Annotated in this window: 15 protein-coding genes; 5 read left to right on the top strand and 10 right to left on the bottom strand. The window is 69.3% G+C overall.

From position 1 onward, the window contains the following. Positions 1 to 3 precede the first annotated feature (3 nt). Entirely contained in the window at positions 4 to 2292 is a 2289-nt protein-coding gene (locus AB0N61_RS11430; protein WP_363364114.1) for a glycoside hydrolase family 3 C-terminal domain-containing protein, read from the top strand. Here the strand turns inward: AB0N61_RS11430 and AB0N61_RS11425 are convergent. The 4 genes from AB0N61_RS11425 to AB0N61_RS11410 all read right to left on the bottom strand — a co-directional run bounded on the left by AB0N61_RS11425 (position 2283) and on the right by AB0N61_RS11410 (position 6717). Continuing rightward, a complete protein-coding gene (locus AB0N61_RS11425) occupies positions 2283 to 3392 on the bottom strand; it encodes a mandelate racemase/muconate lactonizing enzyme family protein (RefSeq protein WP_363364112.1) in 1110 nt (369 codons plus the stop codon). The two genes, AB0N61_RS11430 and AB0N61_RS11425, sit on opposite strands and share 10 nt — an antisense overlap. Continuing rightward, complete coding sequence (locus tag AB0N61_RS11420; RefSeq protein ID WP_363364110.1) at positions 3389 to 4285, bottom strand: NAD(P)-dependent oxidoreductase; 897 nt, start codon at positions 4283 to 4285, stop codon at positions 3389 to 3391. The genes AB0N61_RS11425 and AB0N61_RS11420 overlap by 4 nt, the downstream gene beginning before the upstream one ends. Then, the gene (locus tag AB0N61_RS11415) at positions 4282 to 5610 is read right to left on the bottom strand and encodes a Gfo/Idh/MocA family oxidoreductase (protein WP_363364107.1); all 1329 of its coding nucleotides are present in this window, start codon (positions 5608 to 5610) and stop codon (positions 4282 to 4284) included. The genes AB0N61_RS11420 and AB0N61_RS11415 overlap by 4 nt, the downstream gene beginning before the upstream one ends. A gap of 99 nt (positions 5611 to 5709) precedes the next feature. Next, positions 5710 to 6717 (bottom strand): LacI family DNA-binding transcriptional regulator, encoded by a 1008-nt coding sequence (locus AB0N61_RS11410; RefSeq protein ID WP_363364106.1) that lies wholly within the window; start codon positions 6715 to 6717, stop codon positions 5710 to 5712. Between the two features lie 150 nt (positions 6718 to 6867). Between AB0N61_RS11410 and AB0N61_RS11405 the strand changes: the two genes are divergently transcribed. Genes AB0N61_RS11405 through rhaS form a run of 4 tightly spaced genes read left to right on the top strand, consistent with a single transcriptional unit; the run spans position 6868 to position 11573 of the window. Beyond that, the gene (locus AB0N61_RS11405) at positions 6868 to 8397 is read left to right on the top strand and encodes a sugar ABC transporter ATP-binding protein (protein WP_363364105.1); all 1530 of its coding nucleotides are present in this window, start codon (positions 6868 to 6870) and stop codon (positions 8395 to 8397) included. Then, positions 8394 to 9425, top strand: coding sequence for an ABC transporter permease (locus AB0N61_RS11400; RefSeq protein WP_167945565.1), 1032 nt, complete (start codon positions 8394 to 8396; stop codon positions 9423 to 9425). The genes AB0N61_RS11405 and AB0N61_RS11400 overlap by 4 nt, the downstream gene beginning before the upstream one ends. Continuing rightward, complete coding sequence (locus tag AB0N61_RS11395) at positions 9422 to 10474, top strand: ABC transporter permease (RefSeq protein ID WP_363364102.1); 1053 nt, start codon at positions 9422 to 9424, stop codon at positions 10472 to 10474. Before AB0N61_RS11400 ends, AB0N61_RS11395 begins: the two co-directional genes overlap by 4 nt. Before the next feature lie 55 nt (positions 10475 to 10529). Continuing rightward, positions 10530 to 11573 carry a rhamnose ABC transporter substrate-binding protein gene (rhaS, locus tag AB0N61_RS11390; protein ID WP_363364100.1) on the top strand — a complete coding sequence of 348 codons (1044 nt, stop codon included), beginning with the start codon at positions 10530 to 10532 and terminating at the stop codon, positions 11571 to 11573. Positions 11574 to 11777: 204 nt separating this feature from the next. On the opposite strand, the gene AB0N61_RS11385 is transcribed toward rhaS, so the two are convergent. The 6 genes from AB0N61_RS11385 to AB0N61_RS11360 form a co-directional block, all read right to left on the bottom strand. Next, on the bottom strand, positions 11778 to 13175 hold the full coding sequence (locus AB0N61_RS11385) for a rhamnulokinase family protein (protein ID WP_363364098.1): 1398 nt from the start codon (positions 13173 to 13175) through the stop codon (positions 11778 to 11780). Then, complete coding sequence (locus tag AB0N61_RS11380) at positions 13172 to 15208, bottom strand: bifunctional aldolase/short-chain dehydrogenase (protein WP_363364095.1); 2037 nt, start codon at positions 15206 to 15208, stop codon at positions 13172 to 13174. Before AB0N61_RS11380 ends, AB0N61_RS11385 begins: the two co-directional genes overlap by 4 nt. Next, a complete protein-coding gene (locus AB0N61_RS11375; RefSeq protein ID WP_363364093.1) occupies positions 15205 to 16059 on the bottom strand; it encodes an alpha/beta hydrolase in 855 nt (284 codons plus the stop codon). The genes AB0N61_RS11380 and AB0N61_RS11375 overlap by 4 nt, the downstream gene beginning before the upstream one ends. A 77-nt stretch (positions 16060 to 16136) precedes the next feature. After that, complete coding sequence (gene rhaI, locus AB0N61_RS11370; protein ID WP_363364091.1) at positions 16137 to 17303, bottom strand: L-rhamnose isomerase; 1167 nt, start codon at positions 17301 to 17303, stop codon at positions 16137 to 16139. Continuing rightward, positions 17300 to 17689 carry an L-rhamnose mutarotase gene (locus AB0N61_RS11365; RefSeq protein ID WP_363364089.1) on the bottom strand — a complete coding sequence of 130 codons (390 nt, stop codon included), beginning with the start codon at positions 17687 to 17689 and terminating at the stop codon, positions 17300 to 17302. The genes rhaI and AB0N61_RS11365 overlap by 4 nt, the downstream gene beginning before the upstream one ends. A 95-nt stretch (positions 17690 to 17784) precedes the next feature. After that, a complete protein-coding gene (locus AB0N61_RS11360) occupies positions 17785 to 18750 on the bottom strand; it encodes a serine hydrolase domain-containing protein (protein WP_363364087.1) in 966 nt (321 codons plus the stop codon). Positions 18751 to 18777 lie beyond the last annotated feature (27 nt).

Here is an 18777-nt window from a genome sequence, read left to right as displayed (position 1 = left end):
ACCATGACCGACACCTCGGCATCCGATCTCACCCTCGAGGAGAAGGCATCGCTCACGAGCGGCGCCGACTTCTGGACCACGAAGGCCATCGACCGCGTCGGTCTGCCGTCGATCATGATGACCGACGGGCCGCACGGCCTGCGCAAGCAGTCGGGGGGAACCGACCACCTCGGTCTGTCGAGCAGTGTGCCGGCGACCTGCTTCCCGCCGGCTGTCGGCATCGGCTCGTCGTTCGACCCCGAGCTCATCGAACGCGTCGGCGCTGCCATCGGCGTCGAGGCGGCCATCGAAGACGTGGCGATCGTGCTGGGACCCGGCATCAACATCAAGCGATCGCCGCTGTGCGGCCGCAACTTCGAGTACTTCTCGGAAGACCCGATCGTCTCGGGCGTCCTCGGCGCCGCCTCGGTGCGCGGCGTGCAGTCGCAGGGGGTCGGAACCTCGCTCAAGCACTTCGCCGCGAACAACCAGGAGTTCGACCGGATGCGCGCGAGCTCCGACGTCGACCCGCGTCCGCTGCACGAGATCTACCTGCGCGGCTTCGAGCGCGTGGTCAAGGACGCTCAGCCCTGGACGGTCATGTGCTCGTACAACCGCATCAACGGCGTGTACGCCTCGGAGGACCCGTGGCTGCTCACCCAGGTGCTCCGCGACGACTGGGGCTTCGACGGGCTCGTCGTGTCCGACTGGGGCGCCGTGAACGACCGCGTCGCGGGTGTCGCGGCAGGCCTCGATCTCGAGATGCCGTCGTCCGGTGGGCGGACGGATGCGCAGCTCGTCGCCGCCGTGCGCGCCGGCGAGCTCGCGGAGAGCGTGCTGGACACCGCGGCCGATCGCGCGATCGACCTGGTCCGCAAAGCCCAGCGGCGTCCGTCCGTGTCCGGCCCGCTCGACGTCGACGCGCACCATGCGCTCGCCCGAGAGGCGGCGGGCCGCTCGATCGTGCTGCTGAAGAACGACGGCGACCTTCTGCCGCTCGCCGCCGAGCAGCGGATCGCGGTGATCGGGGCGTTCGCGACCGAACCGCGGTTCCAGGGAGCGGGGTCGTCGCTCATCAACCCGACCAGGGTCGACAGGGCGCTGGATGAGCTGCGCGCGATCGGCGGTGACAACGTGGCATACGCGGCCGGCTTCGCCGTGGAGGGCGGCGACATCGCGGCATCCGGTCGCTCATCCGACGATCTGCGTGCCGAGGCGGTGGCTGCGGCCGCGGCGGCCGATGTCGCGGTCGTCTTCCTCGGCCTTCCCGCCGCGGAGGAGTCGGAGGGCTTCGACCGCGAGCACATCGATCTTCCCGCGGCTCAGCTCGCGGTGCTCGACGCCGTGATCGAGGCGAACCCCACCACCGTGGTCGTACTCTCGAACGGCGGCGTCGTCGCTCTGCCCTTCGCCGACCGGGTGCCGGCGATCGTCGAGACCTGGCTGCTCGGACAGGCCGGCGGCGGTGCCGTGGCCGACGTGCTCTACGGCGCCGTGAACCCCTCGGGAAAACTCACCGAGACGGTGCCGGTGCGCCTCGAGGACAACCCGTCGTTCGGCAGCTTCCCCGGCGAGTTCGGTCACGTCCGCTACGGCGAGGGGGTGCTGGTCGGCTACCGCTGGTACGACGCCAAGCGGCTCGATGTGACATTCCCCTTCGGGCACGGACTCTCGTACACCACGTTCTCGTATGGCGATGCCTCGGCCACGGTGGCCGGGAACGGCGACATCGCCGTGCGCGTCGCGGTGAGCAACACCGGAGCGCGCGACGGTCGCGAGATCGTGCAGGTGTATGCGACGCCGGTGGCATCCGTCGTGCAGCGCGCGCCCCGCGAGCTCAAGGCATTCGCCTCGGTGGCGCTCGCCGCCGGAGAGACGCGCACGGTCGACCTCGTCATCCGCCGTGAGGACCTCGCCTACTGGGACGTCCGCGTCGACCGCTGGGTCGTCGAGAGCGGCCAGTACGCGGTCGAGGTCGCAGCATCCAGCCGGGACATCCGCTCGTCTGTGCGCGTGGAGGTCGATGGCGATGTGGTCTCGCTTCCCCTCACGATGAACTCCTCGATCGGCGATGTCGTCGCGCACCCGGTGGCCGGTCCCATCGTGATGGACGCGCTCGGCGGGTTCCTGGGCGAACTGAGCGGCGCCGACTCGTCGGCCGCATCGATGATGCCCAACGACGAGGCCATGCAGAAGATGATGGCGTCGTTCCCGATCGGGCGCCTGATCGGATTCCCGGGGATCGACGTCACGCACGAGCAGGTCGAGGAGCTGCTCGACGAGGCGAACGCACAGGTGCTGACTCAGGCCTGATCGCGGCTGGACGCATCGGCGGACAGAACGGGAGAGAACCGAAGCCCCAGTCCGTCGTGCGCGTTCTCGGTGAGCCAGCCGTCGGCGACTGTCACCGGCGAAGGGTCGGCCAGAGCGCCGAGCGCTCCGAATCCGGCATCCTCGACGTCTTCGACCAGCATCTCGGCCGCCGTGTCAGGCAATGACAGAGCGAGCTGGCCCGAGAGCTCCGGCAGCAGGTGCGGGTGCAGGGCCACGCCGTGCTCGGCGGCGACCTCGGCGATGCGGAGGAACGGCGTGATGCCGCCGACGCGCACGATGTTCGGCTGCACGATCTGTGCCGCCCCCGCACGCAGGAAGTCGCCGAAGCGATGTGCCGTGTGCAGGTTCTCGCCGAGCGCGATCGGCACGTCGATGCGTCGCGCGAGTTCCGTGTGGCCGTCGAGGTCGTCGGCGCGCAACGGCTCTTCGATCCAGGCGAGGTCGAAGCGCGACAGGGCCTCGACGGATGCGGTCGCCCGCGCCAGATCCCACCGCTGGTTCGCGTCGATCATCAGCCCTCGATCGGGGCCGAGCAGCTCGCGGACGGCGCCGACGCGGTCGACGTCCTCGGCGATGTCGGGCTTTCCGACCTTGATCTTCACCGCCTCGAATCCCGCATCGATCCACCGTTGCACCTGGGCGAGCAGGTCGTCGAGCGAGTAGTGCAGGTTCACCCCCGAGCCGTAGGTGCGCACCCGTTCGCGGCGGCGGCCGATCGACTCCGACACCGAGAGACCGCTCGACCGCGCCTCGGCATCCCACAGCGCGAGGTCGAGACCGGCGAGTGCGATCGTCGTGATCCCCCCGCCCCCGGCCTCATGGAGGTGCTCCCACATCCCCTGCCAGCATTCGACGGGCGTGGCGGAGCGGCCGACCGCGGCGGTGGCGATGTCGTGGTCGAGCAGCGCGTGCACGGCGGACGCACCGATCTGCGGGCTCCACGAGAAGCCCCATCCTTCCGCGCCGTCAGATCGCACGACATGGGTCGCGATCACACCGACCGAGGTGACGTCGGCGGCCCACGGGCGCGTCAGCGGCACCCGTTGCAGGCGAGAGGTCAGGCTGCGGATCGTCGTCACGGCTGTGCCAGCTCTGTGCGCCACGTGCGGGCCGGCCGCCAGCCGAGCAGGCGGGCGGCCTTGTCGGACGAGAAGGCGGGGGCGGAGCCGGTCAAGGCCGCAGCCGCGCGCTCGGTGCCCGGGTGGAACTCAGGCAGCAGCTCGTTCAACGGGCGGCGGGCCAAGGCATCCTCGGCGCCGACGAAGAACCGCTCGCCGTTCGGGATGTCGTCGAGCGCGGCGAGGAGCGTGTGGGCGAAGGCCGCGACATCGCGGGCGTCGACATAGTTGAAGAGCGAAGGCGCGGAGAGCGCCGGATCATCGAGGCGTTCGAGCACGGTGTGGCCCTGCTGAGTGAGTGCGCCGGCCCACTCTTCCGGGGCGATCACGTAGCACGGCCGGAAGGAGGCGAACCGCACGTCGTCGCCCGTCTGACGCCGCAGCATGTCGACGGTCTGCTCGATCAGCAGCTTCGACAGGGCGTACGCATTCCACGGCTCGGTCGGCGATGTCTCGTCGAGGGGGAGGCTCTCGGGAACCCAGCCCCGGGGTGCGCCGTAACCGATCACGGTGGGACTCGATGCGGCGACGATGCGGTGCATGCCGGCGCGCACCGCTCCGCCGAGCACTGACTGGGCGAGGGCGGCGTTCGTGCGGAGGATGACGTCTTCGGGCGCACTGAAGGGCACAGCGATCGCCGCGAGATGGATCAGCGCATCGGCTGATGTCGCGGCGAGAGCGGATGCCGTGGCATCCGCATCCGTCAGATCGAGGGACGACTGCTCGACCCCCTCCCGGTCGAGCGCCGCGGTCGGCTCCCGGTCGATCGAGATGATCTCGTGCCCGGCATCCGCAAGACCGGCCACGAGCGTGCGCCCGAGCCGACCCGAGCCGCCGGTGACGACGATCCTCATCGGCGGGCCAGCAGGGCGATCCCGAGGTCGTCGACGCTCACGGGAAGACCCGTCTCGAGCGAGCGGTTGCCCGCGATGCCGACGGCGATGGAGCGGATGCCGTCGGTCCAGTCCGCCGGACGTGCGAGCGGGTCGTCGCCGGGGCCGTCGAACACGTCGGACAGCAGCAGCTCGTCTCCGCCGCCGTGCCCTCCGTCGCCGCCGTGGATCGGCACCTCGTAGGCCTCTTCCCAGTGGCGCTGCACGATCAGTCGCTCGCTCTCCGGGCGCAGGGTGGTCGTGCCGTCACCGCCGGAGAGGCTGGGGTCGATGTGCGGGTGCAGGCCCTCGCCGGCGAGCACGGCCCCCCGCTCGACCACCTCGAGCTCGGCCCGACCCAGCGTGCCGTTGACCGCGACGCGGTAGCCCTCCCAGGGGGAGTGCGCATTCAGGGAGTACGACATGGTCGCCCCCGACGCGTAGTCGACGACGAGCGCGAGGTTGTCTTCGATCGTGATGCCTTCGCTGAAGACGTCCAGGTCGCGCCGGTATCCGTCGTGCTCTTCGGCGTCGAGGTAGAGAGCAGTGAGACGCTCGTCGGTGCGCAGGTCGAGCTCGAACAGATCGCCGTCGTCATGCGTCCCGCGGGCCGGACGCTCTCCCAGACCCCTGGTCGCCGCATTCTCGGCACCGTAGAAGCGCAGCCCGCCGGAGGCGAAGACGCGAGTCGGCTGGGAGCGGATCCACCAGTTGACGAGGTCGAAGTGGTGGCTCGACTTGTGCACGAGCAGCCCGCCGGAGTTCTTCTTCTCGCGATGCCAGCGGCGGAAGTAGTCGGCGCCGTGGTTCGTGTCGAGCATCCAGGAGAAGTCGACGGAGGTCACGTCGCCGATCGCGCCGTCCTGGATCACCTGGCGCAGCGCGCTGTTGCGGGGGGAGTAGCGATAGTTGAAGGTCAGCACGACCCGGCGACCGGTGCGCTCGACGGCGTGTTCGATGCGTGCGGCGCTCGCCGCGTCGATCGTGAGCGGCTTCTCGACGACGACGTCGGCGCCCGCCTCGAGCGAACGGACGATCAGCTCGGCGTGCAGGTCGTCGCGCGAGCAGATGATGACCCGGTCGACGCGCTCGTCGCGGATCACCTCTTCGAGCTCGCCCGGCGCGGCCAGCCGCGGCGCGGGTGCGCCGACCTCCGCGATGCGGTCGGCATAGTGGGCGGCCCGCACCGGGTTCGGCTCGACGATCGCGACGAGCTCGGCGCGATCGCGGTGCGTGCCGAGGATCCCTTCGACGTACATCTGTGCGCGGGCTCCGGCTCCGGCGAGGGCATAGCGGGTCTTCGTCATCGTCATCCTTGATCGATCTCACGTGGGGAAGCGCTTTCCCTCCATCGTACACGAGGGGGGATCCGCTCCGCCGGACATCGATCGACCCGTCCCGCCGGGTCAGCCGCCGGTCGAGCTGCGCACGATGAGCTCCGGCGGGAACACGGTCTGACGGGGGATGCTCTCGGGGTCCGCCGCCTCTTCGAGCACGATGCGCAGCGCGGTCCGCCCGATCATGCGGCTGGGCTGCCGGATGGAGGACAGCGGCACCGCGGCGGCTGCGGCGAACGGATTGTCATCGAAGCCGATCAGCGCGATCTCGTCGGGGACGAGCAGGCGTCCGCCGGACACGAGCGACTGCAGCAGTCCGAGGGCCAGCAGGTCGTTCGCGGCGAAGAGCGCATCCGGCCACTCGCGTCGAGGGCGGGTGAGCAGCCGTGCGCCCGCCGCGACGCCCTCGTCGACCGTCATCGCCGCCGTCGGCACGACCTCGAGCTCGACGTGCACGGCGGCGTTCTCGGCGGCGGCACGAGCGCCGGCGAGCCGGTCGGTGACCTGTCGCATGTCGAAGGGCCCGCCGACGAAGGCTATGCGCCGACGCCCGCCCTCGATGAGGTGCTCGACCGCGAGGCGGCCGCCCGCGACGCTGTCGACCGACACCGACGAGAATCCGCTGTCGGCACTGAACCGGTCGACGAGCACTGTCGCGATCCCGCTCGCGCGGAACCTCCGCAGCTGGGTCATGACGTCGCCGTAGGGAGCGATGAGCAGTCCGCGCACCTGCTGCTCGCGGAACAGATCGAGGTAGACCTTCTCGCGCGAGGGATCGTCGTCGGTGTTGCCGTAGAGAATGGCGATGCCGTGGCTGGACGCCTCGTCTTCCGCGCCGCGCACGACGTCGTTGTAGAAGGGGTTCTGTCCGTCGAGCACGACGAATCCGACCGTCGTGCTCACGCCTGCCCGGAGTTTTCGGGCGGCGTCGTTGCGCACGTAGCCGAGCTCCTCGATCGCCTGCGTCACGCGCTCGACCGATTCGCTGGAGACTTCGTCGGGCCGGTTCAGGACGTTCGAGACCGTGCCGACGGAGACGCCCGCACGGACGGCGACATCGCGGATGCTGATCGGCATTCGGCTGTCCTCTCGTCGTCGGGCGGATCACGCTTCGGCATCAGGGGTTGACCTGAGACCGGCATCACATACACTAGCCTGAAACGAGCTTGAATCGATTCAGGTAGAGTTCATTCCGATCATCATCCCCCTCAACGGAGAGGAAAGCCAGTGGTAGACGCAGCCTCCGCCCGCAGCGCTCCCCCCACCGCGCTCGAGCTGCATCGGGTCGTGAAGTCCTTCGGCCCCGTCGTCGCACTCCGCTCCGGCAGCCTGACGCTCCGCCCGGGCTCGATCCACGCCCTCATCGGCGAGAACGGCGCGGGAAAGTCGACGCTCGTGAAGATCATGGCCGGTCTCTACCGCCGTGATTCGGGCGACTTCCGTCTGCACGGCGAGGATGTCGACTTCACCAGCACCGCCCAGTCGAAGGCCGCCGGCATCGCGGTCATCTACCAGGAGCCGACGCTGTTCCCCGATCTCTCGGTCACCGAGAACATCTTCATGGGGCGCCAGCCCACCGGCATCCTCGGCCGCATCGATCGCAAGGCCATGCGCACCGAGGTCGACCGGATCTTCCGCCGTCTGGGCGTGAGTCTCGACCCCGACCGCATCACGGAGGGGCTGTCGATCGCCGACCAGCAGATCATCGAGATCGCGAAGGCGATCTCTCTCGATGCGAGCGTGCTGATCATGGACGAGCCCACCGCCGCACTCAGCGGCGTGGAGGTCGATCGACTGTTCGCGGTAGCCCGGAGCCTCCGCGACGAGGGCCGTGCCATCCTCTTCATCTCGCACCGCTTCGACGAGGTGTTCGATCTGTGCGACACCGTCACGGTCATGCGAGACGGGGCATACATCGACACCACTCCCATCGCCGAGACCACGGTCGACGAACTCGTGCGCCAGATGGTCGGTCGCGACGTCACCGAGCTGTTCCCCAAGCAGGAGGCCGTCGTCGGCGAGCCGCTGCTGGAGGTCACCGGCCTCACCCGTCCAGGCGTGTTCCACGACATCTCGTTCACGGTGTGCGCGGGCGAGATCGTCGCCCTCGCGGGCCTTGTCGGCGCCGGTCGCTCCGAAGTCGCCCGCGCGATCTTCGGCGTCGACCCCTACGACGAGGGGGAGGTGCGGATGGTCGGAGCGGCCGTCGCCCGCCGCAACCCGACCGCCGCGATGCGCAGCGGTCTCGCGCTGGTTCCCGAGGACCGCCGCAAGCAGGGCCTCGTGATCGACGCCAGCGTGGGAGGCAACATCACGCTCGCGATCCGCCGACGGCTCGCGAAGTGGGGACTCATCACCAGCGGCATCGAGAACCGCGCCGCCAAGGAATGGGCATCCCGCCTCGAGGTCAAGACGCACGCGCTCGACACCGTGGCATCGACCCTCTCGGGCGGAAACCAGCAGAAGGTCGTGCTGGCCAAGTGGCTCGCCACCGACCCGCGCGTCCTCATCATCGACGAGCCGACTCGCGGCATCGACGTGGGCACGAAGTCCGAGGTGCACCGGCTGCTGTCGCAGCTCGCGGGCGAGGGCATGGGCATCCTGATGATCTCGTCGGAGCTGCCAGAGGTCCTCGGCATGGCGGATCGCGTGCTCGTGATGCGCGAAGGCCGCATCACCGCCGAGATCTCCCGTGACGACGCCACCAGCGAGAACGTCATGTTCGCCGCCACCCACTCATCGGAGCTGCACTCATGAGCACCACCACCGCACCCGCGGCCGCCGCTCCGGCGATCGCGAAGAAGCCCGGCGGCATCGGCCGCGCGCGCGAGTTCGGCATCCTCGCCGCGCTCGTGCTCGTCGTGATCGCGGCGACCATCAAGAACCCCGCCTTCCTCTTCAGCTCCGACGGCTGGCGAGACCTGCTGCTCACTCCGTCGATCCTCATGCTCGTCGCGGTCGGTCAGGCGATCGTGATCATCACCCGCAACGTCGACCTGTCGGTCGGATCGGTGATGGGACTGACGGCGTATCTGACGGGACGCCTGTTCGTCGACGTGCCCGGCATCCCGATCGTCGTCGTCGTGTTGGCTGCCGTGCTGCTCGGCGCGTTCCTCGGCCTCGTCAACGGCGCGCTCGTCGCGTTCGCGAAAGTGCCGGCCATGGTGATCACCCTCGGCACCCTGTATGCCTACCGCGGCATAAACGTGCTGTGGACCGGCAGCGACCGCATCAACGCGTCCGACATGCCCAAGGACTTCCTCGCGCTCGGCACGCAGCAGATCCTCTTCATCCCGGTGCTGACGATCATCGCCGTGATCGTGCTCGCCCTCGCGGCCTGGTATCTGCGCAACATCCGCGGCGGTCGTGAGTACTACGCGATCGGCTCCGACCCGTCCGCCGCCGAGCTCTACGGCCTCAAGGTCACCCGCCGCGTGCTCTCGGCGTTCGTGCTCTCGGGTGCGCTCGCAGGCCTCGCGGGCGTCTTCTACGCCGCGCGCTACGGATCCATCAGTTCGCAGGCCGGCAGCGGTTGGGAGCTGGATGCCGTGGGCGCCGCCGTCATCGGCGGCATCGCCATCACGGGAGGCGTCGGCACGGTGTGGGGCGCCGCCATCGGGGCGATGCTGCTGATGACCATCAACCGCGCGCTGCCGATCCTCGGCATCCCGGACTTCTGGCAGCGTGCCGTGGTCGGAGTGCTGATCATCGGGGCCATCGTGCTCGACCGGGTGCTCGCGGTCAGACAGAGACGCCAGCTCATCGAGGCGAGGGACGAATCATGACCACGACAACGACGACCACGTCGACACGTGTCATCCGCGACTACGACCGTCCGCTCTGGCGGCGCATCTTCATCAACCGCGAGTTCGCGATCATCGGGCTGCTCGTGCTGGTGGCGCTCGTCGCGGCCGTCACGATCCGGGGCTTCGCGCAGCCGATCACGGTCAACTACCTGCTGCTCGACGTCGCCCCGATCCTGCTCATCGCCCTGCCGATGACGCTCGTCATGATCACCGGCGAGATCGACCTCTCGGTCGGGTCGATGGTCGGGCTCGCGAGCGTCGTCACGGGCGTGCTCACCGAGTCCGGCGCGCCGTTCGAGGTCGCGGCGCTCGCGGCACTGGTCGTCGGAATCGTCGGCGGGGCGTTCAACGGCTTCCTCGTCACGATCGTCGGTCTGCCGTCGCTCGCCGTCACCATCGGCACGCTCGCGCTCTTCCGCGGTCTGGCCGTCGGGCTGCTCGGCACCACGGCCGTGACCGACTTCCCCGAGACGTGGACCGCTCTCGCGAAGGCGAAGATCGCGGGCACGACGATCCCCTACATCGTGATCCCGTTCCTCATCCTGCTCGTGGTGTTCGTCGTGCTTCTGCACTTCACGCCGTTCGGGCGGGGAGTGTTCGCGATCGGGCTCTCGAAGGACGCGGCCCGGTTCTCGGGCGTCGACGTCGAGCGGACGAAGTTCATCCTCTTCGTGCTCTCGGGGGTGGTCGCCGCCTTCGCCGGGATCTTCTACACCCTGCGATTCGGCAGCGCCCGAGGCGACAACGCCACAGGCCTCGAACTGCAGGTCATCGCGGCGGTCGTGCTCGGCGGTGTGTCGGTCTTCGGGGGCCGGGGTCATCTGCACGGCGTCGTCGCCGCGGTGCTCCTGATCGGGGTGCTCGGCAGCAGCCTGCGCCTCGCGGGCGTCACCAGCGACGTCATCAACATCATCACCGGCGGTCTGCTGATCTTCTCGGTCGTCGCAGCCAGCGTCCTCGCCTGGGCGCAGCGCGTCCGAGCGAAGGCCGGCCCGCCACTGCGCGTAGCAGCCTCTCCCGCACCATGAGGCAGCCTCTCATCGTCGGCATCCGCCTGCGGTGATCATCACGAAAGGAAGAACAATGATGTTTGCACGTAAGAAGATCGCGGGGTTCGCGGCGGTCGCCGTGGCCGCAGCGCTCGTGCTGAGCGGCTGCGCCGACACCAGCGGCGGGTCGGGCGACTCGGGCTCCGGATCCGAAGGCGGGTCCGACAACCTCGCCATCACGTTCCTGCCCAAGAACCTCGGAAACCCCTACTTCGACACCTCGAGCGAGGGCGGCAAGACCGCGGTCGACGAGTTCGGCGGCACGTTCGCCGAGGTCGGACCGGCTGAGGCGACCCCCGATGCTCAGGTCAGCTACATCAACACCGCGACGCAGCAGGCCGTCGGCGCACTGGTCGTCTCGGCCAACGACCCGAAGGCGATCTGCGACGCGCTGAACGAGGCCCGCGACGCCGGCGTCAAGGTGGTCACCTTCGACTCCGACACCAACCCCGAGTGCCGCGACCTGTTCATCAACCAGGCGGACTCCGAGGGCATCGCCAAGGTGCAGGTCGACCTGATCGCCGACCAGATCGGCGGAGCCGGCGAGGTCGCCATCCTCTCGGCATCGGCCAACGCGACGAACCAGAACGCCTGGATCGACCTGATGAAGGAGTACATCGCCAGCGACTACCCCGACATCACGCTCGTCGAGACCGTCTACGGTGACGACGACGACCAGACGTCGTTCGACAAGACGGCAGCACTGCTGCAGAGCCACCCGAACCTCAAGGGCATCATCTCGCCCACCACGGTCGGCATCGCGGCTGCGGCTCGCTACGTCTCGACCTCGGACTATAAGGGCAAGGTCGCGATCACCGGTCTCGGCACCCCGAACCAGATGCGCGAGTACGTCGAAGACGGCACCGTCACCGCGTTCGCCCTGTGGAACCCGGCCGACCTCGGCTACCTGGCGGCCTTCGCTGCCAAGGCGCTGATCGAGGGCGACATCACCGGCGAAGAGGGCGACACGTTCGAGGCCGGCGACCTGGGCGAGTACACCGTCGGGGCTGACGGCGTCGTGCTGCTCGGCGACCCGTTCGAGTTCAACGCAGACAACATCGGCGACTTCGACTTCTGAGTCGGAGTCGCGAGGGGCGTCGGGGCGTCGGCCTCGGCGCCCTTCTTCGTGCCTCGGTTGTGTTGCGCACAGGGTGCAGCCGCGGCCGAATGGCTGTCGGAAGTACGGATGGATGCCGGGACGGGGTGTTCTCGGCATCCATCTGTGATCTGGGCAGCCGAGTGTGCGGCTGCGAGAGGCTGCGGCGGCTGCGGACCCTGTGGATCAGCGCGGGTCCAAGCGCTCCGGCTCGTGGGTGGCCGCGACGAGGGCGCGCAGCTCTTCGAGGGTCTGCGGGGCCGCGCCCAGAGCGCGAGCCTGCACGAGCACGTTGCCCAGGGCCGTCGCCTCGACCGGACCCGCGAGCACGGGCAACCCGGTGCGATCGGCCGTCGCCTGGCAGAGCAGACGGTTCAGCGAGCCGCCTCCCACCAGATGGATGCGGTCGAGCTCGCGCCCTGACAGATCGGATGCCGTTTGCGCGGCATCCGCGAACGCCGTCGCGATCGACTCAACGATCGACCGGGTGAACGCGGATCGCGACGACGGCGCCGCAGAACCCAGAAGCGCCGCGATGCGCACAGGCATGTCACCCGGTGCGCTGAGCGACGCATCGCTCGCGTCGAACAGCGGCACGTCATCGGTGACGGCGGAGGCGGCGGCGAGCAGCTCCGGCAGATCGATCGAGGAGCCGTCCTCCGCCTCCCACGCCCGCACGGTCTCGCTGAGCAGCCAGAGCCCCGTCACGTTGTGCAGGAAGCGGTAGCGCCCATCGACGCCGAGCTCGTGCGTGAAGTTGGCCTCTCGTGCTGCATCCGTCAGCACGGGTTCGATCAGCTCGACGCCGACCAGGCCCCACGTGCCGCACGAGATGTACGCGGAATGCGGCGTCGACAGGGGAGCGGCGACGACGGCGGATGCGGTGTCGTGCGAGCCGACCGCGATCACGGGGAGTTCCTTGCCGATACGCGCGGCGAGCTCGGGTCGGAGCGTGCCGATCGTGTCGCCGGGGTCGACGAGCGCCGGCAACACGGTCGACGGGATACCGAGGCGATCGGCCAGCTCGGTGTCCCATTCGCCGGATTCGACGCCGAGGAGGCCCGTCGTCGACGCATTCGTCCGCTCGGCGACCGCTGTGCCCGTGAGCAGGAACGCGATGAGGTCGGGGATGAGCAGCGCTGTGTCGGCGTCGGCGAGATGTGCGTCGACGCGGTACTGGTACAGCGTGTTGAACGGAAGGAACTGCAGCCCGTTGCGCTGATACAGCTCGGCGAAGGGCGCGATCGCGTGCACCTCGTCGACGCCCCGAGCCGTGCGCTCGTCGCGATAGTGGAAGGGCTCCGCGAGCAGCTCGCCGTCCCGCAGCAGTCCGTAGTCGACGGCCCACGAGTCGATGCCGATGCTCTCGATGCCCGGCTCGCGGCGCACCGCCTCGGCCAGGCCGGTGACGACGTGCTCGTACAGCGCGGCGAAGTCCCAGTGCAGGCCGTCCTCGCGCTCGACGGGACCGTTGGGGAAGCGCGAGACGAGTTCGAGGTCGAGCCGGCCGTCGCCGATCCGGCCGATCATGACGCGACCGCTGGTCGCTCCGAGGTCGACGGCGGCGACGGACCGGATCGTCATCGCAGGAACGCCGCGGCGACGCCGGAGTCGACCGGGATGTGCAGGCCCGTGGTGCGGCTGAGCTCAGGGCCGGTGAGCACGTAGACGGCATCCGCGACGTTCTCGGGAACGACCTCGCGCTTGAGGATCGTGCGGTTGGCGTAGAACTGGCCGAGGTCCTCTTCCGCGACGCCGTAGGTGGCGGCGCGGTTCGCGCCCCAGCCCGAGGCGAAGATGCCCGAACCGCGCACGACGCCGTCGGGGTTGATGCCGTTGACGCGGATGCCGAACTCGCCGAGCTCGACGGCGAGCAGTCGCACCTGGTGGGCCTGATCGGCCTTGGTCGCGGAGTAGGCGATGTTGTTCGGGCCCGCGAACACGGAGTTCTTCGACGAGATGTAGATGATGTCGCCCCCGAGCTTCTGGTCGATGAGCACGCGGGCTGCGGCCTTCGACACGAGGAACGAGCCCTTGGCCATGACGTCGTGCTGCAGGTCCCAGTCCTTCTCGGTGGTCTCGAGCAGGGGCTTCGACAGTGAGAGACCGGCGTTGTTGACGACGAGGTCGACACCGCCGAACGCGAGCACGGCGTCGTTCAGTGCGGCCTGGATCGCATCCGCATCGGCGACGTTCGCCGCGACGCCGATCGCGACGTCGGCGTTCCCGAGTTCGGCCGCGGCGGCCTGCGCCTTCTCGAGGTCGAGGTCGGCGACGACGACGCAGGCGCCCTCTGCCGCGAGACGCGTGGCGATGGCCTTTCCGATGCCGCTCGCGGCTCCCGTGACGAAGGCGATGCGGCCCTGGTGCGACTTCGGCTTCGGCATCCGCTGCAGCTTCGCCTCCTCCAACGCCCAGTACTCGATGCGGAACTTCTCGGCGTCGGAGATGGGGGAGTAGGTCGACAGTGCCTCAGCGCCGCGCATGACGTTGATGGCGTTGACGTAGAACTCGCCGGCGACGCGGGCGGTCTGCTTGTTGGCGCCGTAGGAGAACATGCCGATGCCGGGCACCAGCACGATGAGCGGGTCGGCACCGCGGATCGCGGGCGACTCGGCGGTCGCGTGCGCGTCGTAATACGCCTGGTAGTCGGCGCGGTACTCGGTGTGGAGCTCGTGCAGGCGGGCGATCTGCTCGTCGGCGGATGCCGTTACGGGCAGGTCGAGGATCAGCGGCTTGACCTTGGTGCGCAGGAAGTGGTCGGGGCAGCTGGTGCCGAGAGCCGCCAGCTCAGGAGCCCGCTCGGAGGCCAGGAAGTCGAGCACGACGTCGGAGTCGGTGAAGTGGCCGACCATCGGCTTGTCGGTCGACGCGATGCCGCGGATGGTGCCCGCCAGCGCGGCAGCGCGCTCGCGCCGCTCGGCCTCGGGGAGGGCCTCGAATCCGGCGCGGACTCCGCCGAACGGGTCGGCCGTGCCGTTCGCCTTGATGTAGGCGGCCGCGGTGTCGATGATCCAGAGGGAGTTGGCTTCGGCCTCCTCCGAGGTGTCGCCCCAGGCGGTGATGCCGTGGCCGCCGAGGATCGTGCCGACGGCCTGCGGGTTCTGGGCCTTGATCGCCGCGATGTCGAGTCCGAGCTGGAACCCGGGGCGACGCCACGGCACCCACACGACCTTGTCGCCGAAGATCTTCGTCGTGAGCGCCTCGCCGTCGGCGGCGGTTGCGATCGCGATGCCCGAGTCGGGGTGCAGGTGGTCGACGTGCGCGGCGTCGACGAGGCCGTGCATCGCGGTGTCGATCGACGGGGCGGCGCCGCCCTTGCCGTGCAGCGTGTAGTCGAAGGCCGCGACCATCTCGTCTTCGCGATCCACGCCCGGGTAGACGTCGACGAGCGCGCGCATGCGGTCGAGGCGCAGCACGGCCAGTCCCTGCTCGGTGAGGGTTCCGAGGTCGCCACCCGATCCCTTGACCCACATCAGCTCGACGGGCTGCCCCGTGACCGGGTCGGTCTCGGTGCCCTTGGCCGACGTGTTGCCACCGGCGTAGTTGGTGTTCTTGGGGTCGGAGCCCAGGCGGTTCGACCGCTCGATGAGGGCGGCGGCGGTGGGGTTGGTCATGGCTGTTCCCTGTTCTCTGGAGACGTGGCGAGGATGCGGGCGGCGAAGCGATCGATCGATGCTGTCGCCGCCGCGAGTTCGGGCTGATTGAGGTGGCCGTGGCGAGTGCCGGGCTCGGTCGAGACGTCGACGTCGATTCCGGCCTCCCGGAGCGAGACGGCGAACGCCTCACCGGAGACCCGCAGCTCGTCGACCTCGCCGTTGATCATGATCGTGGCGGGGAAGTGCGAGAGCTGGGCGGGGGATGCGGTGCCGGGAATCGCGTAGACGTCTCCGCCTCTGACCGGCCCGCCGAGGTAGTTCTCGTACATCCCGCGCACCGGTTCGGGGCCGAACACATCGGCGTCGGGGTCCGCGTCGAGAGCCGCACGCAGCGCGGCATCGGGGGCGCCCTGCACTGCGTGCACCGTCGGATAGGCGAGCACCACGAGCGCGGGGAAGGGTCCAGGACTGTGGCTGAGTCGGAGCGCGGCGCCCACCGCGAGGTTGCCGCCGGCGCTGGCTCCGCCGATCGACCAGGGCCCCGGGGCGAGACCCGACTCGACAGCCCAGCGGAAGGCGGCCTCGACCTCGTCGGAGGCGATCGGGTAGTGCACGCCCTCGCGTTCGGGTGCCCCGGCTGCCGCAGCCCAGGTGCGTGGGAAGGGGGCCAGCGCATAGTCGACGGACACCACGGCGATGCCACGATCGGCGAAGCTCTGCGCGACCCAGTGCGCCTCCGGCATGTCGAGGTCACCGGCCGCGAAACCGCCGCCGTGCACCCAGACGAGGCCGGGACCGGCGGGAGAGGCCGGGACGTACACCCGCACGCGCAGCGGCCCGTGTGGTCCGTCGAGCACCTGCTCGTTCACGACATCATCCGTTCTGTGGGTGAGACGTCGGGATGCGGGGATCGGCTCCCGCACCCCGACGGGTCGGTTGTGCGGGCTCAGGCGCCCCAGCCGGCCTGCACGCCGCCGACGCGATCGGCGGCGATCTTCTGCTGGTATCCCGATGCGGCGTAGGCGGCCATCGGGTCGGCCGCGAGTCCGCGGCTCTCCCGCCATTCGGCGAGCGCGGGACGCACGTCGGTGTAGAACGCATCCATGAACACGGCGTTGGCGGCGAGCACGTCGCCCGACTTCTGCGCGGCGGTCAGGGCGTCGCGGTCGACGATCAGCGCGCGTGCCGTCATCTCCTGCACGTTGAGCACCGAGCGGATCTGGCCGGGGATCTTGTCTTCGACGTTGTGGCACTGGTCGAGCATGAACGCCACGTCGGGGTTGTTCAGACCGCCGCCGCGGACGACCTCGAACAGGATGCGGAACAGCTGGAACGGGTCGGCCGCGCCCACGATCAGGTCGTCGTCGGCGTAGAAGCGCGAGTTGAAGTCGAACGAGCCGAGCTTGCCCAGGCGCAGCAGCTGCATGACGATGAACTCGATGTTCGTGCCGGGGGCGTGGTGGCCCGTGTCGAGGCACACCATCGCCTTGTCGCCCAGCGACGAGACCTGGGCGTACGACGTGCCCCAGTCGGGAACATCGGTGTGGTAGAACGCCGGCTCGAAGAACTTGTACTCGAGCACGAGGCGCTGGTCATCGCCGAGACGTGCGTAGATCTGCTGCAGCGACTCCTGCAAGCGGTCCTGGCGGCCGCGCAGGTCGGCCTGGCCCGGGTAGTTCGAGCCCTCGGCGAGCCAGATCTTGAGGTCGCGGCTGCCCGTGGCGTCCATCACGTCGATGCAGGCGAGGTGGTGGTCGATCGCCTTCTGCCGGATCGCCGCGTCTTCGTGGGTCAGGGCGCCGAACTTGTAGTCGTCGTCCTGAAAGGTGTTGGAGTTGATGGTGCCCAGGGTCACGCCGAGATCCTCGGCGTGCTTGCGCAGATCGGAGAACGAGTCGACGAGGTCCCACGGGATGTGCAGGGCGACCGAGGGAGCGAGCGCGGTGTATTTGTTCACCTGCGCGGCGTCGGCGATCTTCTCCCACGGGTCGCGGGGCGTGCCCGGCGTGCCGAACACCTTGAAGCGGGTGCCCGAGTTGCCGAACGCCCAGCTGGGGAGTTCGATGCCCTGCTGCTCGAGGGCGGCGAGATTGTCGGACGAGAGGATGCTCATGAGGCGCTGCCTTCGGTCGTGATCGTGTCGTTGTCGGATGCTGAGGGGGCGCTCGCCGCGGCGAGCTGATCTTCGAGGTGGAACACCTCGGTGAGCGGGGTGGCCGCCTGGTCGGGGCGGCCGCCGAGGTCGACGAAGAAGCGCCCCATCTCGGCCTCCCAGCGCGCGGCGACGGGGGACGCGGCGAGGTAGGCCTGAGCGGCAGCGTCGTCGTCGGTCTCGTAGTAGCCGATGAGCGTGCCGCCCTCGGCGAGGAACAGCGAGTAGTTTCGGCGGCCGGCGGCTGAGATCTCGGCCAGCATCTCGGGCCAGACGGGGGAATGGCGGGCGAGGTATTCGTCGAGCAGTTCAGGACGCACCTGCAACTGGAACGCGACGCGGGTCATGATGGTTCTCTCTTCATCGAGCAGTTTTGAATCGTTTCATTCAATGGGTCAACCCTAGACACGGGGTGGGCGACGTGTCAAGCGAGGGTCGGCGGCTAGACCGCGGCGACGATGGCGTTGTCGAGTTCGTCGGCATCCACGCCCGGGCGCACGGCCGCGTTGGTGAGCAGCACCCAGCAGATGCCCGCCGTCGGGTGCACCCAGAACTCCGTGCCGGCCCATCCGCCGTGACCGAAGACGTCGCGATCGACGAGCCCCGCCGCTCGCGAGCGCAGGTTGACGGTGAAGCCCCAGTCCTGACCCCGCTCGGCGGGGTACGGGTCGAGGCGGGGGATCTGCCCGGTGAGCGGGCGGAGCATCATCGCCAGCCCTGCCGGCGACAGGATGCCCCCCTTCGCGCCCTTCCCGATGCGCAGCAGTTCCGCGCCGAGGTGGAGCAGGTCCTCGGCTCTGCCCAGCAGCCCTGCGCCGGGAGCGCGCGTGGCGTGGAACCGGTCGAGGTCGAGACCGCCCGCCGCCGCATCCGGAACTCCGACGGATTCGCTCGTGTCGAGGGTCAGGCCGATCGCGCCGATCTGATGCGCCCAGTCGAACGTGCCGGCATCCCACGTCGACCGCGTCGCGTGCTCGATCAGGGCGGCGATGCCCTCGAAGGCCAGGGTGGAATAGCGTGACGCGGTGCCCGCGGCGAAGTCCCGCCCCTGGCTGAGCAGCTCATCACGCAGCGGACGCGCGGTGTCGAGAGCAGGCTCGGAGATTCCCGAGGTGTGAGAGGCGAGATGCCACAGCCGCACGATGTCGTCGCGCGAGGCGCCGAACTCCGGCAGCGCGTCCGTCAGAGGCGTGTTCGGTGTGAGCAGTCCCCGCTCGATGGCTCGCGTCGCGGTGATGCCGGTGAGCACCTTCGTGATCGAGAACAGCGGATAGACCGCATCCGTCGCGGCGCCGAACCCCTCGAGGTCGATGATCCCGTCGGCGGTGGCCATGCCGAGCACGGCCGTGGGCAGGCGTTCCGCCTGCACATGCCCGCGGGCCCAGTCGAATGCTGCGTCGAAGGTCATGGTGCTCCTGCCGATCCGGATCGCCGC

Source organism: Microbacterium sp. NPDC089320, from assembly GCF_040684875.1.
Classification (GTDB): Bacteria; Actinomycetota; Actinomycetes; order Actinomycetales; family Microbacteriaceae; genus Microbacterium.
This window is presented reverse-complemented; position numbering and strand designations above follow the sequence as displayed.

Bases quoted from the DNA above. Each gene is read 5' to 3' on its own strand.
- AB0N61_RS11430 (WP_363364114.1), top strand. From the start codon at position 4: ATGACCGACACCTCGGCATCCGATCTCACCCTCGAGGAGAAGGCATCG.
- AB0N61_RS11420 (WP_363364110.1), bottom strand. From the start codon at position 4,285: ATGAGGATCGTCGTCACCGGCGGCTCGGGTCGGCTCGGGCGCACGCTC.
- AB0N61_RS11415 (WP_363364107.1), bottom strand. From the start codon at position 5,610: ATGACGAAGACCCGCTATGCCCTCGCCGGAGCCGGAGCCCGCGCACAG.
- AB0N61_RS11410 (WP_363364106.1), bottom strand. From the start codon at position 6,717: ATGCCGATCAGCATCCGCGATGTCGCCGTCCGTGCGGGCGTCTCCGTC.
- AB0N61_RS11400 (WP_167945565.1), top strand. From the start codon at position 8,394: ATGAGCACCACCACCGCACCCGCGGCCGCCGCTCCGGCGATCGCGAAG.
- AB0N61_RS11395 (WP_363364102.1), top strand. From the start codon at position 9,422: ATGACCACGACAACGACGACCACGTCGACACGTGTCATCCGCGACTAC.
- rhaS (WP_363364100.1), top strand. From the start codon at position 10,530: ATGATGTTTGCACGTAAGAAGATCGCGGGGTTCGCGGCGGTCGCCGTG.
- AB0N61_RS11385 (WP_363364098.1), bottom strand. From the start codon at position 13,175: ATGACGATCCGGTCCGTCGCCGCCGTCGACCTCGGAGCGACCAGCGGT.
- AB0N61_RS11380 (WP_363364095.1), bottom strand. From the start codon at position 15,208: ATGACCAACCCCACCGCCGCCGCCCTCATCGAGCGGTCGAACCGCCTG.
- rhaI (WP_363364091.1), bottom strand. From the start codon at position 17,303: ATGAGCATCCTCTCGTCCGACAATCTCGCCGCCCTCGAGCAGCAGGGC.
- AB0N61_RS11365 (WP_363364089.1), bottom strand. From the start codon at position 17,689: ATGACCCGCGTCGCGTTCCAGTTGCAGGTGCGTCCTGAACTGCTCGAC.
- AB0N61_RS11360 (WP_363364087.1), bottom strand. From the start codon at position 18,750: ATGACCTTCGACGCAGCATTCGACTGGGCCCGCGGGCATGTGCAGGCG.